The organism is Micromonospora sp. WMMA1363, from assembly GCF_030345795.1.
Taxonomy (GTDB): Bacteria; Actinomycetota; Actinomycetes; order Mycobacteriales; family Micromonosporaceae; genus Micromonospora.
This window is the reverse complement of record NZ_JAUALB010000001.1, coordinates 5,967,703-5,982,590: the sequence shown is the minus strand read 5'-3', so window position 1 is coordinate 5,982,590 and position 14,888 is coordinate 5,967,703. Positions and strand designations below refer to the sequence as shown.

The window sequence follows — 14,888 nt, the reverse complement described above, 5'->3', positions numbered from 1 at the left end:
TGATCAGCCCTCCTCGTCCGACTCCACCGCCGGCACCGCCCGCAACGCTAGCGCCACCAGGGGCACCACCGCGATCGCCGCCAACAGGGCGAGCACCGGATAACCAGCAGCCCGCATGACGAACCCGCTGACCGCGGCGGCACCGGCGCCGGCCAGCCCCATGGTCACGTCGGAGAGCCCCTGCACGCTCGGGCGGACGGCCGCCGGCACCGACTCCGACAGCAGCGTCGAGCCGGCCACCATGGTGCCGGACCACCCCAGCCCCAACAGCACGAGACCAGCCGAGAGCCGGGGCGTGTGGTGCCCGGCGGTGCCGGCGACCGCGCAGGCGGCAAGCAGCAACCCGACGCCGCCGAGGATCACCGCCCGCCGACCGAGCCGGTCGGTGAGCCAGCCCACCACCGGGGCCAGGGCATACATGCCGGCGATGTGCAGGCTCAGCACGATGCCGACCACCCGGAGGACGTCCGCGTCGCCGTGCGACTCGCCGAGCCGCACCGGGGTCATCGACATCACCGCCACCATCACCAGGTGACCCACCGCCACCGCCGCGATGCCGAACCGGGCTGCCGGGCGACCGCGTACCACCTGCCAGGCCGCGCGCATCCCGGCGCCGCGCCGGGCGGCCGGGACCTCGGCCGTGGGCGGCGGGGCGACCGGTGCGTCGGCCGCCGCCAGCCGCCGCGCGGTGAGCAGCGGATCAGGCCGCAGCAGAACCAGGAGCACGCCGGCGGCGAGCACGAACGCCACGGCGCTGAACACGAACGGACCGGCCAGCGGCGGTAACCCCCACCCACCGGTGACCCGATCGGCGAGCGCGGCGAAGTTCGGCGCGGCCACCGCACCGATGGTGGTGGCCCAGACGATGACGGAGAGTTGACGGCCCCGACGGGCCGGGGCGGCGAGATCCACGGCGGTGTAGCGGGCCTGGAGGTTCGCGGCGGTGCCTCCGCCGAAGAGCAGCATGCCGAGGAAGAGCAGTGGCACGAAGCGGGTGACCGTGGCGAGTACGACCAGCACCGCGCCGGTCGCGCCAGCCAGGTAGGCGACGACCAACCCCGGCCGGCGCCCATGCTCGTTCATGATCCGGGTGACCGGGACGGCCAGCAGCGCCCCACCCACCACGGCGGCGCTCTGCGCCAGGCCGGCGGCGGCGGTGCCGGCGATCCGGGCGGCGAGCAACGCCCCGACCGCGATGCCGATGGTGACGCCGATACCGCCGATGATCTGGGTGCCGAAGAGCAGGCGCAGGGTCCGTCGTTGGATCGGGGCGACGTCGGGCCGGGTACGGGCCGGCGTGGTCAGGTCGGTGGCCATCGGCTACTTCCGGAAGGTAAGGGGCGGAACAGCGCACCTATCCTTGCGCATCCACTCCGATCCCTGCGCATCCACTCCGATCCCTCGCACGTCCACTCCGACCCGGTCGCGTCCACTCCGGTCTCGTGCGTATTCGTTCCGGCCGACGGCGCCGCTCCCGCTACAGGCCGAGCCCGCGCCCGATGATCTCCTTCATGATCTCGGTGGTGCCGCCGTAGATGGTTTGAACCCGGCCGTCCAGCCAGGCCTTCGCGACCGGGTACTCCAGCATGAAGCCGTACCCGCCGTGCAGTTGCACGCAGCGGTCGGCGACCTTGTTCTGCAGCTCGGTGGTCCACCACTTGGCCTTGGCCGCGTCGGTCACCGAGAGCCGCCCGGCGTTGAACTCGGCGACGCAGTGGTTGACGAACGTCCGCGCGATCGTCACCTCGGTGTCGAGCTCGGCCAAGAGGAAGCGGTTGTGCTGGAACGTCCCGATCGGCCGGCCGAACGCCTCGCGGCCGCGGGCGTAGTCGAGCGTCACGGCGAGCAGCTTCTCCGCGGCGGCCACCGCGGCGACCGCGATGCTGAGGCGCTCCCGGGGCAGGTTCGCCATCAGGTGGTAGAAGCCGTGATTCTCGGTGCCGATCAGGTTCTCCGCCGGCACCCGGCAGTCGTCGAAGAACAACTCCGCCGTGTCGTTGGCTTTGAGGCCGACCTTGGCCAACCGCCGGCCCCGGGTGAAGCCGGGAGTGCCGGTCTCCACCGCGATCAGGCTCACCCCGTGGGCCCCCTGGTCGGCGGTGCGGGCGACGACCAGCACCAGGTCGGCCATCTCGCCGTTGGTGATGAACGTCTTCTGCCCGTTGAGCACGAACGTGTCGCCGTCGCGGACCGCGCTGGTGCGGACCCCGGCCAGGTCGGAGCCGGCACCGGGCTCACTCATCGCGATGGCGGTGACCAGGTCGCCGGAGCAGAAGCCGGCCAGCCACCGCTTGCGCTGGTCTTCCGTGGTCAGCTCGGTGAGGTACGGCGCCACCACGTCGTTGTGCAGGCCGAACCCGAGCCCGGAGCAGCCCGCGGCGACGATCTCCTCGGCCAGCACCGCGTTGAACCGGAAGTCCTGCTGGCCACCTCCGCCGTACTGCGGGTCGACGTCCATGCCGAGCAGCCCCACGGCTCCGGCCTTGCGCCACACCTCCCGGTCGACAATCCCCTCGGCCTCCCAGCGCTCGTGGTGCGGCACGGCCTCGCGGGTCAGGAACCCACGGCACAGGTCGCGGAACTCGTCGTGGTCCCGCTCGTACAGATGCTGGTCCATGGCGGCAAGTGTGGCACCGCTCACCCGCCCCGCCCAGCGGTGGTCGCACGCCGAACCGGGTGACGGCCGCGAGCAGGTGCCCGGCGTACGGCGCGCAGGGTCGGCGGGAGTGGGGCCGCGGGCGCCAGCCACGCGAGCGGACCAGCCGACACGCGGACCAGCCGGCATGCGGATCAGCCGGCATGCGGATCAGCCGGCGAGGGCACGGGCGGCGACGGTGAGATCGGCGACCAGCCCCCCGTACGCCGTGTCCTGGTCGTCGGCGCGGAGCACCGCGGACGGGTGGATGGTGGCCAGCAGCCGGGCGTCCGGGGCGTCGGCGACGGCACCTTCGGCGTCCACCGGCACCCGCCGGAAGTCCTCCGGGTGCTGGGCCGACATCGGCCAGGGCAGCAACTCGCCCCGCTGCCGGGTGACCCGGAAGGTGGGGCCGAGCAGCGCCTTCGCGGCGGTCGCCCCCAGCACCACCACGATCTCCGGGCGGAGTCGGGCGAACTCGGCGACCAGCCAGGGCCGGCAGGCGGTGATGTGGACCCGGTCCGGGGTCTGGTGGATGCGCCGCTTGCCGCGCAGCTCGAACCGGAAGTGCTTCACGGCGTTAGTTGGTCGACGTTCGAGCTTGCACCCCTGCTCAGCACGAAGATGCCGTGTACGCTTCCGGCATGCCTCAACGACGCTGCCAGGTGTGCGGGGAACCGGCCGACCTACCACCGGTCACCGTCTCTATCGGCCCCGACGTCCGGGTGCTGCGGCTCTGCTCCAAGGATGGCGCTCCACTGCTAGCCCTGTTTGATGCTGGCATGTCTAAGCCCCCAGCCGACCCGGCCAGCAGCCCGACGTCCCCTCGGGGGAATCAGGTTGTACCGATCGACTGAGAGCGTGTAAACGCAGCAACGGCCCCCACCTTCGGAAGGTGGGGGCCTGCTCTGTTTGGGCGTCTTACTCGGTCGGGGTCAACAGGCAGGGCCCCGGCGTTGTTTCGGTATGAGGTGTTCTGTCCGTGTTGAGGATCGGACAGAGATGGGAGTTGTGGCACGAGCGCGACTCTGGTGATCTTTCGGGTGCTGAAGCCTGAAGATCGTCTCTGGAGTCGCGCTCGTGTTGTCATCTTCCCTGATTGACCCCGTTGTTGACCATCTCGCTGATCTGGCGTTGTGGGAGGCCGAACTCGCCGCCGGACCGGGTGCGGTTGATCCGTTGTCGGTGGCGTCGTCGCTGGTGGAACGGTTGCGGCAGGTGCCGGACCCGCGCCGGCTACGGGGGTTACGGCATCCGTTGCTGGTGATCCTGGTGCTGACCGCGTGCGCCACGTTGGTGGCGGGCAATGACTGCGTGACCGCGATCCGGCAGTGGGCGGCGCGGACCCCGCAGGATGTCCTGCATCGTCTCGGCGCCCGCCGTAACCCGTTGACCGGCCGGTACCTGGTACCCAGCGAACGGACCTTCCGCCGGGTCCTGGCCGTCGTCGATGGTGACGCTCTGGACGCGGCGACGTGCGGCTACGCCGCTGACGTGGTGCGTGGGGACGCCCCGGTCCCGCAGGTCGCGACCGCCGAGGATGAGCCGGTCGAGCGGGAACAGCGCCGGGCCGTGATCCGGGCGGTCGCCCACCCGAGGCCGGCGGGGCTGCTGCCTGCGGCGGCGATCGACGGGAAACTTCTGCACGGCGCCCGTACCGCGGACGGTAAGAAGGTGTTCCTGGTCGCCGCGGTCACCCATGCTCGGGCGGTGATCCTCGGTCAGCGGCAGGTCCCGGACAAACGCGGCGAGAACGCGGTGATCGGTGATCTGCTTGCCCCTTTGGACGTGGCCGGCATGCTGCTGACGCTGGACGCACTCCACACGACCAAGAAGACCGCCCGCCTGATCACCGGGCCGTTGGGCGCCCACTACATGCTGATCCTGAAGGGTAATCAACCGCTCGCATTGCAGGCCGCGCACGCGTTGTTGTCCGGTACCGACGTCGAGTTCGCCGACCGCATGCACGTGGCAGACGACCAGGGCCACGGCCGTACCGAGCACCGGACACTGCGCGTGGCCGACTGCGACGACACCCTGTTCCCGGGCGCCCGGCAGGTGTTCCGGCTACGCCGTGACACCGGTGGCCTCGACGGCGTGCGCACCAGCAAGGAGATCATCCACGGCATCGTCAGCGTCACCGCCGCCCAAGCCGACCCCGAACACCTCAACCACTACGCCAGGGGACATTGGACCGTGGAAAATTGTCTGTGCGCCACGCAACGCCTCGTCTGTATTCCCGGCTCAGCCGGGAGAGATTGGAGGGACATCTCTGGGTCTGATGGCTTACCCGGATGCCGAAAGGCGAAGGGGATCAGAGCATGCCAGCAAACCATCGGCCGTGTCCAAGCGTGAGGAGCGGTGCGGTGGGAGACCCGCGTGATATGGCGAAAGCTGAATTGCCTGAAGCCCAATCTCCAGCGAGGCAGATTTCGACTCCGTCGGCACCACGCTCGAAGCCGACGCCGCGCTCTGCACCGGCATGTATCTACGGGGCTGGTGCAACCTCCGGGCGCTGGGCGATGCCCACCGAGGGCATTTAAGGAGATGAGTGGGACGCCTACGTCACGCTGTCACGTACGACGAGGACGAACGTGGGATCGCCTAACGGGCGCGAGCCCTATGGCGACGGAGGCCCCGTAGTAGTCGCCGGAGTCACGACCGGCCAGGGAGGACGGGAAAGCCGTCCGCACGGGCGAAGGGGGCCAGGTGATCGGACACCACAGAACTGGGAGGTATGCGTAATGCAGAGCGCCGAAACGGTGCTGGGTGTCCTGCGTGAGCGCGGCAGGCGTGGCCTGCCGCTGGAAGAACTGTATCGACAGATGTTCAACCCGCAGTTGTATCTGCTGGCCTACGGACGCATCTACGCCAACAAGGGTGCGATGACGCCCGGGGTCACCCAGGAGACCGTGGACGGCATGTCGCTGGGCAAGATCGGCCGCATCATCGAGGCGATGCGCCACGAGCGTTACCGGTTCCGTCCGGTGCGCAGGGTCATGATCTCGAAGAAGGGCGGCAAGCTCAGGCCCCTCGGCCTGCCTACCTGGTCAGACAAGCTGGTCGGCGAAGTGGTGCGCCTGCTGTTGGAGGCCTACTACGAGCCCCAGTTCTCCGACCGGTCCCACGGATTTCGTCCCGGCCGGGGCTGCCATACCGCGTTGCGGGAGGTGGCCAACACCTGGACCGGAACGGCCTGGTTCATCGAGGGAGACATCGCCGACTGTTTCGGGAGTCTCGATCACGAGATCTTGATCTCGATCCTGGCGGAGAAGATCCACGACAACCGGTTCCTGCGGCTGGTGCGCAACATGCTCACCGCCGGATACCTGGAGGACTGGAGATGGGGCGCCACGCTGTCCGGCGCGCCGCAGGGTGGGGTCGCCAGCCCGATCCTGTCCAACCTCTACCTGCACAAGCTGGACGTCTTCGTCGAGAAGGTTCTGATTCCCGAGTACACCCGAGGGGGACGCCGGGCACGTAACCCGGCCTACCTTGAGGTGGCCAACCTGCTGGCGACGGCCCGTCGACGCGGCGACCGAGCCGAGGCCCGGACGCTGCTCAAACGGATGCGCACCCTGCCCAGTTCCGATCCTGACGATCCGGAGTACCGGAGGCTGCGCTACTGCCGCTACGCAGATGATCACCTACTCGGGTTCACCGGACCGAAGGCCGAAGCTGAGGAGATCAAGCAGCGACTCGCGGCGTTCCTGCGAGACGAACTCAAGCTGGAACTGTCGCACGAGAAGACGCTGATCACCCACGCCCGCTCCAGCGCGGCGCGGTTCCTCGGCTACGACATCACCATCCAGCACGACAGCCGCAGGATCGTCCGTGGCCGCCGTTCGGCGAACGCGGCGATCGGGCTGCGCGTGCCCAAGGACGTGATCAAGGCCAAGTGCTCCCGTTACCTCGCAAGCGGCAAACCCGCCCACCGGGGTGCCCTGATCCACAACGATGATCACCCAATCATCGCCACGTTCGGGGCCGAGTATCGGGGCATCGTCCAGTACTACCTGCTGGCCGGTGACGTTCACCGGCTGCACCGCCTCGAATGGGTCATGAAGACCTCCATGCTCAAGACCCTCGCAGGCAAGCACCACTCGACGGTGTCGAAGATGGCGGCCCGACACAAAGCCAAGATCGAAACACCGCACGGGTTGCGCACCTGCTTCGAGGCACGCATCGAACGCGACGGCAGGCAACCACTGGTAGCACGGTTCGGGGGCATTCCACTCAAGCGACAGAAAACGGCGGTCATCTCCGACCGTCGGCCGCTCCAGGTGAGTTACCCGCACAAGGAGCTGATCAGCAGGCTCCTGGCGAACACGTGCGAGATCTGCAAGCAGACGGACAACATTCAGGTTCACCACGTCCGAAAACTCGCTGACCTCGCCAGAACCGGAGACGCACAGCCCGACTGGATGCAGCTCATGGCACGACGACGCCGCAAGTCCCTCGTGGTCTGCGGCTCATGCTACGACCGCATCCAGGGCTGGCAGTCGGCCTGAACGCTCACGCAGCAGTCACTGGAGAGCCGGATGATCAGGAAACTATCATGTCCGGTTCGGAGGGAGGCCGCATGGAAAAGGACCTGCCCAACAGGCACCTCGCCATGCGGCCGACCCTACACATTGGACCCGTGATGTGACCTTCCACGAGGACGCCTCCCAGCTACGCACCGCGAACGCACCCCGCAACATGGCCGCCATGCGCAATCTGGCCCTGAACACCTTCCGCCTCGCCGGCCGCGCCAACATGGCCTACGCCCGCCGCGACATGCAAGACCGCGCCAACACCTTCGCCGCATACGGCATCTAGCAAACCATGAGCAAACCGGACATAGGGCAACAACGCCGGGGCCCTGACCCTCGACACGGGTCCACTACCCACCGTTACGACCTCAGCGCTAAATCAACGAGCTCTCTCTACGTAAGTCAAACAGGTCAGGATCACGCCGCTCAAGGTGATCTTCGAATTCATTCCAGCCTCGCTCTCGAACCAAGGCAGCCTCGTCCTCAGTAATGGGGATTAGCTGAATTAGGATCGTGGGCGGCGCCGACCCCTTCCAGGCGCCAAACTCGGCTGGGAAAAATATCGGGACTGAAAAATACAAGGCGGATAGCCGAGAGCCGGCGAAAAGTTGTCCCGCCGGTCCAAGAATGCCGCCACGGGAGGGAAGTTTGGCAGATTTAATAAGGTCCCCAGCAACGACGGACAGCAGAGCAGGTACACCTAAGTCACGATCTCGATTCCAGCAAGACAAAATTAGCTCAGCTCGGGCCGGGCGGCCACCGGACAGCATCACCTCGTGGTTACTGAGGCCCAGCGTGACAAAGCTAGTTAGGCCCTGTCCGGGCGCGTCCCGGAAGCGGGCCACCTGTACGGGAAGCGGCACTCCGGAGTCAGTCTTCGACCATCCTCCTTCCATTGGACCAAGAGTCGATTCGAGATGCGTTACCAGGTCTTCGGCCACCACGTCTCCCACATCACCTTGCTCCGCGACTGCGGTTACAATGCGGGCATTCCAATCGAACACCGCGTTGATATTCATCGATTACGTCTCGGCGGGTTAGGTCTGGGTTCCCGGACATGCCAGGCTTCCTCGTGCTCCACGGAGGCTGATGGTCGATATCCCAGTCACGACGTCCGGCTCCTGGGGGAACCTGAACTTCAGCCCCACAAGTGGGACAGAGTCGTCCACCATTCGGCCCCTCCGCCGCATCATCCCACGCATCCTGAACGGTACCCTTCCGGAATTTCGGTCGCGGTTCGATGGGACACCCGCCCGTGTTGTGCACCAGCACCGGCGTCTCGCCGGCTATCACATAGTACGTGTGGATGTCGGCGACAGTCAGGTTGTAGGCCAAGCCATGCTGGACGGAATTCCAGTCAAGTCCGGCCACGGCGGTGGCTTCTCCTGAAGCCGCGTACAGGAGGTCACCGGGGTCAAGGTGTCGGGCATCCTGCCACTGTTGGTCGGTCTCGTTCCAGAAGGGATGATCTTCTGTGGTAGTCAGGGCGTCGCCACTGGCCAGTTCCAGGTCAACCATATGGTCCTCGTGGACCCAGAGGTGGGTGACTTCGCGGGGGCCCTCCTGTCCGGTCTCGGGGTCGGTGGCCAACACAAGGTCTCCGACCTTGATGTCCTTGATTGATTTGGTGCTGCCGTCGGCCATGAGGACGGTGGTGTCAGCGGAAAAGCTCTTTGCGCCGGGCACCAGGCAGCTCTTTGCCCCAGACCCACGGCTGCCCGACCATCCGAGCGCTTTCTCAGCGGCACGCCGGCATGCTCTTGTAGGGCAGCCGGGGATGAAGCCGGTGGCACCGGCTGCCGCTGATTTGAAGTTGCCGTTGTAGATGTCGCGGCCGAGCGTGTATGAATCATAACCGGTACTCGCGATAGCACAGATCACAGTCAGCCCGCAGATAACCTCCGCAGCGATCTCTTCTGTTAGCGTGCGCGGTCTTGGTGGCTTTAGCTTGTACTTGCTTGATTTGCTGTAGGTCTTCTTGTCTGCGGCAGCTTGGCACGCATAGGGACTGCCCTTTGCGCAATGGTTACTCTCCCTTCCCTTTGACGAGCTGCCGCTTCCGACCGGGCCCCTGGATCCGCTACCCGCGCCTTCTCCATTGAAGTGGGGGTCTACACCTTGCTGGAAGTCGGTCCAGATCAGCCCACTAGGGTCACTGTAGGTGGCGGGGTTGTTGTTGGCGTAGGCGTATCCGTTCCATTGCTGCGGATCAGCGAGGTCTTGGATGGGGTCGATGCTGATGAAGCGGCCGAGGGTGGGGTCGTATTCGCGGGCGCCGAGGTGGGTGAGGCCGGTGGGGTCTTGGGTGCCGCCGAGGAAGCCTTTGTCCATGCCGGTGGGCCAGGTGCCGGTGGTGGTGCCGCGTTGTTCCCCGTAGGGGAGGTTGCGGCGTGTGGCGGTGGTGAGGGTGGTGGCGTTGATAGTGAGGTGGGCGGTGCCGTGGTGGTCGCTGGTGATCCAGTGGAGGTTGGTGGCGGTGCGGATGGCGATGGTGCGGCCGGCGAAGGTGTAGTACCGGGTGGCTTGCTTAATGCCGCTGTTGGTGTGGCGGATTTCGGTGCCGCCGGGGAGGTAGAGGGTTTTGCCGGTGGGGTCGGTGCGGATGAGTCGGCTGCCGTCGGCGTCGTAGATGTAGCTGGTGGCGCCGTCGTCGTCGGTGGTGGCGGTGAGTTTGCCTTCGCGGTCCCAGGTGAGGGTTTGGGTGTCACCCGTGGTGGTGGGTCGGGTTGTGGTGTTGCCGGCGTCGTCGTAGGTGTAGCTGCGGTTCCAGGTGGCGCCGCCGGTGGCGGTCACGTTCGTGACGGCGTGGGGTCTGGGTTCGCCGGCGTCGGGGTAGCTGTAGGTGTGCGTGGTGTCCGTGGTGCCGTGGCGGGTTTCGGTGGTGCGGTTGCCGATGTCGTCGAGGGTCCAGGTGTGCCAGTACGGTTCGTTGGCCCCGTCGATCTGGCTCCACCCGGTGGGCTTGGTGGCGCAGGTGCCGCCCTCCGGGGTCCAGGCTTCGGTCAGGCGGCGTAGGTGGTCGGTGGTGAAGCACTGGTGGTCGGCGGTGCCGCCGCCGGGGGTGTCGTGGATTTCGGTGACGTTGCCGGCGTTGTCGTAGGTGTAGGTGTGGTTCGCGGCCTCGGGTTTGAGTTCGGGGACGACGTTGGTGCTGGTGAGTCGGCGGGTGGGTTCGTCGATGGTGGCGGTGACAGCGACACGGGAGCCGAACTCACCGAGTTGGTATTGGGTGAGTTGGCCGAGTTTGTCGTAGGTGACGTCATAGACGTAGATCTGGGCTGCGGAGAGGGTTCCGGCGGGGTCGCCGACGTCGGTGTAGCCGTGGATGAGTTTCTCTGAGGGGAGGTCCGCGGCGGCGGGCATGGTGACCCGGAAGGGCTGCCCGTTGGGCCGGTAGGTGAGGTTGGTGGTGTAGGTGCAGGTGTTGGGGCTCGCGGCGGCGCACAGGTCTGACTGGGCTGCCGGGAGCACGACGGAGGTGGAGGTGGGTCGGCCGTAGGCGTCGTAGGCGTCGACCCGGGTGGTGTAGGGGTTACCGCCGGAGTAGCGGATCGCCGCGGTGGGTTTGCCCTTGCCGTTGGGCAGCGTGTCGTACACCCATTCAGCGCGTTTGTTCCCGCTGGTGGTGTCGTCGCGCACGCTGGTTTTGCGGCCGAGTTCGTCGTAGGTGTAGGCGATGGGGGATCGTCCCGTGGCCGAGCTGGTTTCGAGGTTGCCGGCGGCGTCGTAGGTGCTGGTGGTGGTGCCCTTGTCCGGGTCCACCGCCTGGGTTTGCCGGCCGCGCAGGTCGTAGGTGTAGGACCAGGCGTTGGCGCCGGTGACGTCGGTGACGGTCTTGAGTTGTCCGAGCAGGGTGTAGGCGTAGCTGGTCTTGTCGAACGTTGCCGGGTCGTCACTGCCGAGGTCGGTGGGGTTCTTGTACTGGCGCAGGGCGGTGGTGCGGCCGTGGGCGTCGGTGATGGTGGTGGTGGCGGTGCCACCGGTCGGTGGGGTGGTGTGGACGCGGTCACCGCCGTAGCTGGTGGTGGTGCGCCACTTCTCCACGCCGTTGGCGAGCAGGATCTGCGCGGTCTGCCGTCCGGCGCCGTCGTAGGTGTGTTGGGTGATCGAGGGGATCTGGCCTTGTGGTGTGGCCAGGCTGGTGTTCACCGCGGTGTTGGTGGAGTCGTAGTAGGGCGCGGACGTCCACGCGGTCGCACCGAGGCTGTTGGTCATCGTGTCGGTGACCGTGCGTCCACCGCCGGTGGCCTGGAGTTGGTTCTGTCGCAGCCGCAGGAACCCGTCATACAGGTTCACCGACTTTCGGTACGCCGCCCCGGTCGGCAGGAGGTTTTCCACCGTAACGGCGGTCGGGCCACCGCTCTTGCGGACCTGGTAGGCGAACTTGACGCTCGGTGTTTGGGTGGCCTTGTTCCGGCCGGGCTTCCACGCGTTGGTCAACCGGCCGAGACCGTCGTAGGTGAGTTCGGCGACCGCGCCGTTGGCGTCGGTGACCTTCGTCGCGGCGCCCCACGCCGGCACCAGCAGGGTCGTGCTCGCGTGCCCCTTCGGGTTGGTCACCACGGTCTGGACGACCTGACCACCGTTCGCGGTCGTGTGAGCGGTGGTGGTGGTGTGCCCACGCGGGTCGGTAACAGCGGTGATGCGGCCGTTGGTGTCGTAGGCCATGGTGGAGGTGCGGGTATACACCGGTGTGCTGCCGCTGAATGTCTCCAGTTCCTCGGTGCGGACCACGTTGCCCTTCGTGGGCGCCTGGCCGTGAGAGGAGTCGTTGACGTAGGTGTCGTAGAACGACCGGGACCGGTTCAGGACGGTGGCCGGGTCGGCGGGGGTCGGGGCGCCGGCACAGAGCCTGGACAGGGTTTCGGTCTGCGACGCCCGGTTGATCATCCAGATGGCGTCGTTACGGGCATAGCTGGTACGGGTGCACGTCTCGTCACCGGTGACGGCCTCGTCGCCGTGGTCCTCGACTGTGACCGGTAGGCCGTCACTGTTGTAACTGGTGACAGTCTTGGCGTATCGGTGTCCGCCGGCGGCGAGGGCGGTGCGGGCGCGGGCGACGTCGGTGTCGACCATCCACGCCTTCGTGGTGATGCCGTTGCGGCTGCGGGTGGCGGTGGGCCCATTGATCCACGGGTCGTTGCGGGTGGAGGCCACCTCCGCGCCACTCGGCCCGTTCTTCGTGATCGTCTGCAGTTCGAAGCCCCGCAGGGCTTCGTGGTCCTCGATGGTGCCGCCCCAGGAGTCGGTGACCCACACATCCTTGACACCCGAGCTGGCCTTGTCGCCGTCGAGGCCGCGTAGGTAGCGGTGCTCGACGGCGGTCTGCTGCCCGGTCGTGTCGCCGTGCCGGACGGTGACCTTGCCGTAGCCGCGCCAGTCCCCCCAGGTGCGGTACTTGTCCTTGGTCAACTCGTCGGTGTTGTACGCCCACGCCGGGGTGTCGTAGTCGTACAGGGTGACCTCGGACGGCTGGTCCGTGACCGTGTCATCAAGGTCGATGCGGGTGACGACGTACTTGTGGAACCAGTCCAACGTCGGCGGTTGCCCGTCCGGGGAGTAGTACGACGGCATGCACCGCTTCGTGTTGGTCGCCGGGCTGGGCAGCGTCGTGCGGGTGCAGTCCGCACCGGAGTAGGAGACGATGATGTCCCCACCGGTCTCCGTGTGCACCGCCTTGATCCGCCACCGATACAGCGCCGTACGGTCGTCGTCCGGGCCGTCGACCCGGTTCGGCAACGGATCAGAACCACTGTCGAACGTGATCTCCGGGTCCGACACGACCGCACCGCCGGCGGTGGTGACATGCCCGGTGCGGGTGATCCCCCGCAGCCACATCGGCACGGTCTCACCGTTACCCGCGTTCAGGAACTCGTGCCGCAACGCCCACGACTCCACATCCGCATACGTGGACGTGCCGCTCCGGGTCTGCGCGGTGACCTTCGCCAGCCGGCGCGCGCTCCAGAACGTCGGCGCGCCCTGCGTCGTACACGGCGCGGTCTTGCAGTACTGGTCCCACGGGGTGTCATGCCAGTTCGCGGTCACCGGATCCGACGTCCACGCCGCCCCGCTCCAACACGACGTGAGGCACCGCTCGGCGGTGGTGAACAGCACCCGCAGCGGCGCCGCCTGGCTGTATTCGGCGTTGGCGCGCATGCCGTACTCGACGCGCTTCAGATACCCACCGCGGTCGTAGGTGGTGCGCTGGTCGGGGTTGAGATCACGGGCGTAGGCGCCGGTCTCCGTGCCGTAGAAGTACGCCATCGAGTTCGCGTTCGGGTCCACGACGTAGTCGAGGTTCCACCGCCACGCCTGCGCGCAGTGGGCGTCGGCGAACGTGGCGTCGTAACACGGCTCACCCGGGTTGTTTCCGAACACCGGCACCGTCCACGTCGAGTCCGTGACCGGCTTGCCGCTGCTCCAACCCGGCAACCTGTGGTAGCCGAAGAAATACTGGATACCGTCGGTGGTGGTGACCTTCCAGTACTCGTTGTCGTTGTCGCCGTTCCCCCGCGCCGAGCTGCTCAGCCTCTCGACCTTCGTGCCGTCGTCGTTGCGGAGCCGCCACATCGACCCGTCCCGGATCAACTCCCCGGCGTGGCCGTTGAGTGACAGGGTCGCGTTGTCACTGAACCAGCACAGGTCACCGGTCTTGTGACCAGGATTGTCGTCGGCACACGACTGGTACTTACGTTCGATGAACCCCGGCCAGGTATCCCAGCCGTCACCAATCCAGGAACCCTGGTTGTTGGTCAACGCCGTCCGACCGTCGACACTGCCCGACGAGTACGCGAAACTGACATCCGGCGCCGGCCCACCGAGGGAGGGCGGCACCCGCAGCGGATACGACCACGAGAAGTCACCCGTCTGCGTGGACACCTGCCACTGCCCCGCCGCCGACAGACTCGTCGCGGTGTAGTCACCGTTGTCACCCGACGCCCCGGCCTCGACAGCAAGCACCATCGACGCCCGCGCCCCGACGGCCACGGTGGCCGCCACCTCACTGTTCGCGGTGTCGTTGACCGTCGGCACCGGGGTGCGGGTGCGACACGCCTCCACCTCCGGCGTGCTCAGGGCACACTCCGGCAGCTGCACCAACCGCAACCGCGACGCCCAACCCCCACCATAGGCCCGCGCGAACCCCGCGTAGTCGACCTGAACCCGCGCCCGCCCCACCCCGGGCTTCCCATCGGCGCGGGCAGCCGACACCAGCAAACCCTCCACACCGGCCTTCGCGGTGGCGGCCCGGTCGTGCACCTTCACCTTCACCGCCGACACCGCCGCAGCGGCACCCCTACGCGGCAACACATCATCCGCCGGCGGCACGGCGGACACCGTGACCGGAAGAGTGCCGGCGCGGGCACGGACCGGGCCGGTCAACCCCGCCCGGGTCGTACGCGCCCGGCCAGCCGCCGCAGTCGCCGCAGCCACATCAGCGACCGCGGTCCCCGACGGCCACACCACATCCTTCGCCCCCGCCGTCACCCTCGACGCATCGGCATGATGAGAACGGCCAGGAGTGGGTTTGCCAGCACGCGCCGCCACCCCGGCAGCGTCTTTGGGCTTGGGCGGATCCCACTTCGGCGCCGCCACCGCGTCCGGCTGCTCACCCAACATCGTCAGCGTCAGCACCGCCGACAAGCCAACAGCCAGCAACACCGACCGCCCCAGCCGGACGCCCCTCGTGCCGGATCGACCCAGCCACCGCGCGCCGTTAC

At 67.3% G+C, this 14,888-nt stretch carries 7 protein-coding genes and 1 pseudogene; 3 read left to right on the top strand and 5 right to left on the bottom strand.

From position 1 onward, the window contains the following. Positions 1 to 3: 3 nt before the first annotated feature. From QTQ03_RS27715 to QTQ03_RS27705, 3 genes and pseudogenes are all read right to left on the bottom strand, one after another. On the bottom strand, positions 4 to 1,317 hold the full coding sequence (locus tag QTQ03_RS27715) for an MFS transporter (RefSeq protein ID WP_289280575.1): 1,314 nt from the start codon (positions 1,315 to 1,317) through the stop codon (positions 4 to 6). A 160-nt stretch (positions 1,318 to 1,477) separates the two neighbouring features. Further along, positions 1,478 to 2,617 carry an acyl-CoA dehydrogenase family protein gene (locus QTQ03_RS27710; RefSeq protein ID WP_289280574.1) on the bottom strand — a complete coding sequence of 380 codons (1,140 nt, stop codon included), beginning with the start codon at positions 2,615 to 2,617 and terminating at the stop codon, positions 1,478 to 1,480. A 189-nt stretch (positions 2,618 to 2,806) separates the two neighbouring features. Further along, a pseudogene (locus QTQ03_RS27705) lies at positions 2,807 to 3,220 on the bottom strand (uracil-DNA glycosylase family protein); the annotation flags it as partial. 495 nt (positions 3,221 to 3,715) lie between these two features. On the opposite strand from QTQ03_RS27705, the gene QTQ03_RS27700 reads away from it, so the two are divergent. The 3 genes from QTQ03_RS27700 (at position 3,716) to QTQ03_RS27690 (ending at position 7,456) form a co-directional block, all read left to right on the top strand. Beyond that, positions 3,716 to 4,990 carry an ISAs1 family transposase gene (locus QTQ03_RS27700; protein ID WP_289280573.1) on the top strand — a complete coding sequence of 425 codons (1,275 nt, stop codon included), beginning with the start codon at positions 3,716 to 3,718 and terminating at the stop codon, positions 4,988 to 4,990. Between the two features lie 389 nt (positions 4,991 to 5,379). Then, a complete protein-coding gene (locus QTQ03_RS27695; RefSeq protein ID WP_289277102.1) occupies positions 5,380 to 7,146 on the top strand; it encodes a reverse transcriptase/maturase family protein in 1,767 nt (588 codons plus the stop codon). 136 nt (positions 7,147 to 7,282) lie between these two features. Beyond that, entirely contained in the window at positions 7,283 to 7,456 is a 174-nt protein-coding gene (locus QTQ03_RS27690; RefSeq protein ID WP_289280572.1) for a hypothetical protein, read from the top strand. Positions 7,457 to 7,544: 88 nt separating this feature from the next. On the opposite strand, the gene QTQ03_RS30475 is transcribed toward QTQ03_RS27690, so the two are convergent. Together QTQ03_RS30475 and QTQ03_RS27685 are read right to left on the bottom strand one after the other, a co-directional pair. Further along, a complete protein-coding gene (locus tag QTQ03_RS30475) occupies positions 7,545 to 8,066 on the bottom strand; it encodes a suppressor of fused domain protein (protein WP_353890656.1) in 522 nt (173 codons plus the stop codon). Between the two features lie 58 nt (positions 8,067 to 8,124). After that, the gene (locus QTQ03_RS27685) at positions 8,125 to 14,787 is read right to left on the bottom strand and encodes a polymorphic toxin-type HINT domain-containing protein (protein WP_502889891.1); all 6,663 of its coding nucleotides are present in this window, start codon (positions 14,785 to 14,787) and stop codon (positions 8,125 to 8,127) included. Positions 14,788 to 14,888: the final 101 nt, after the last annotated feature.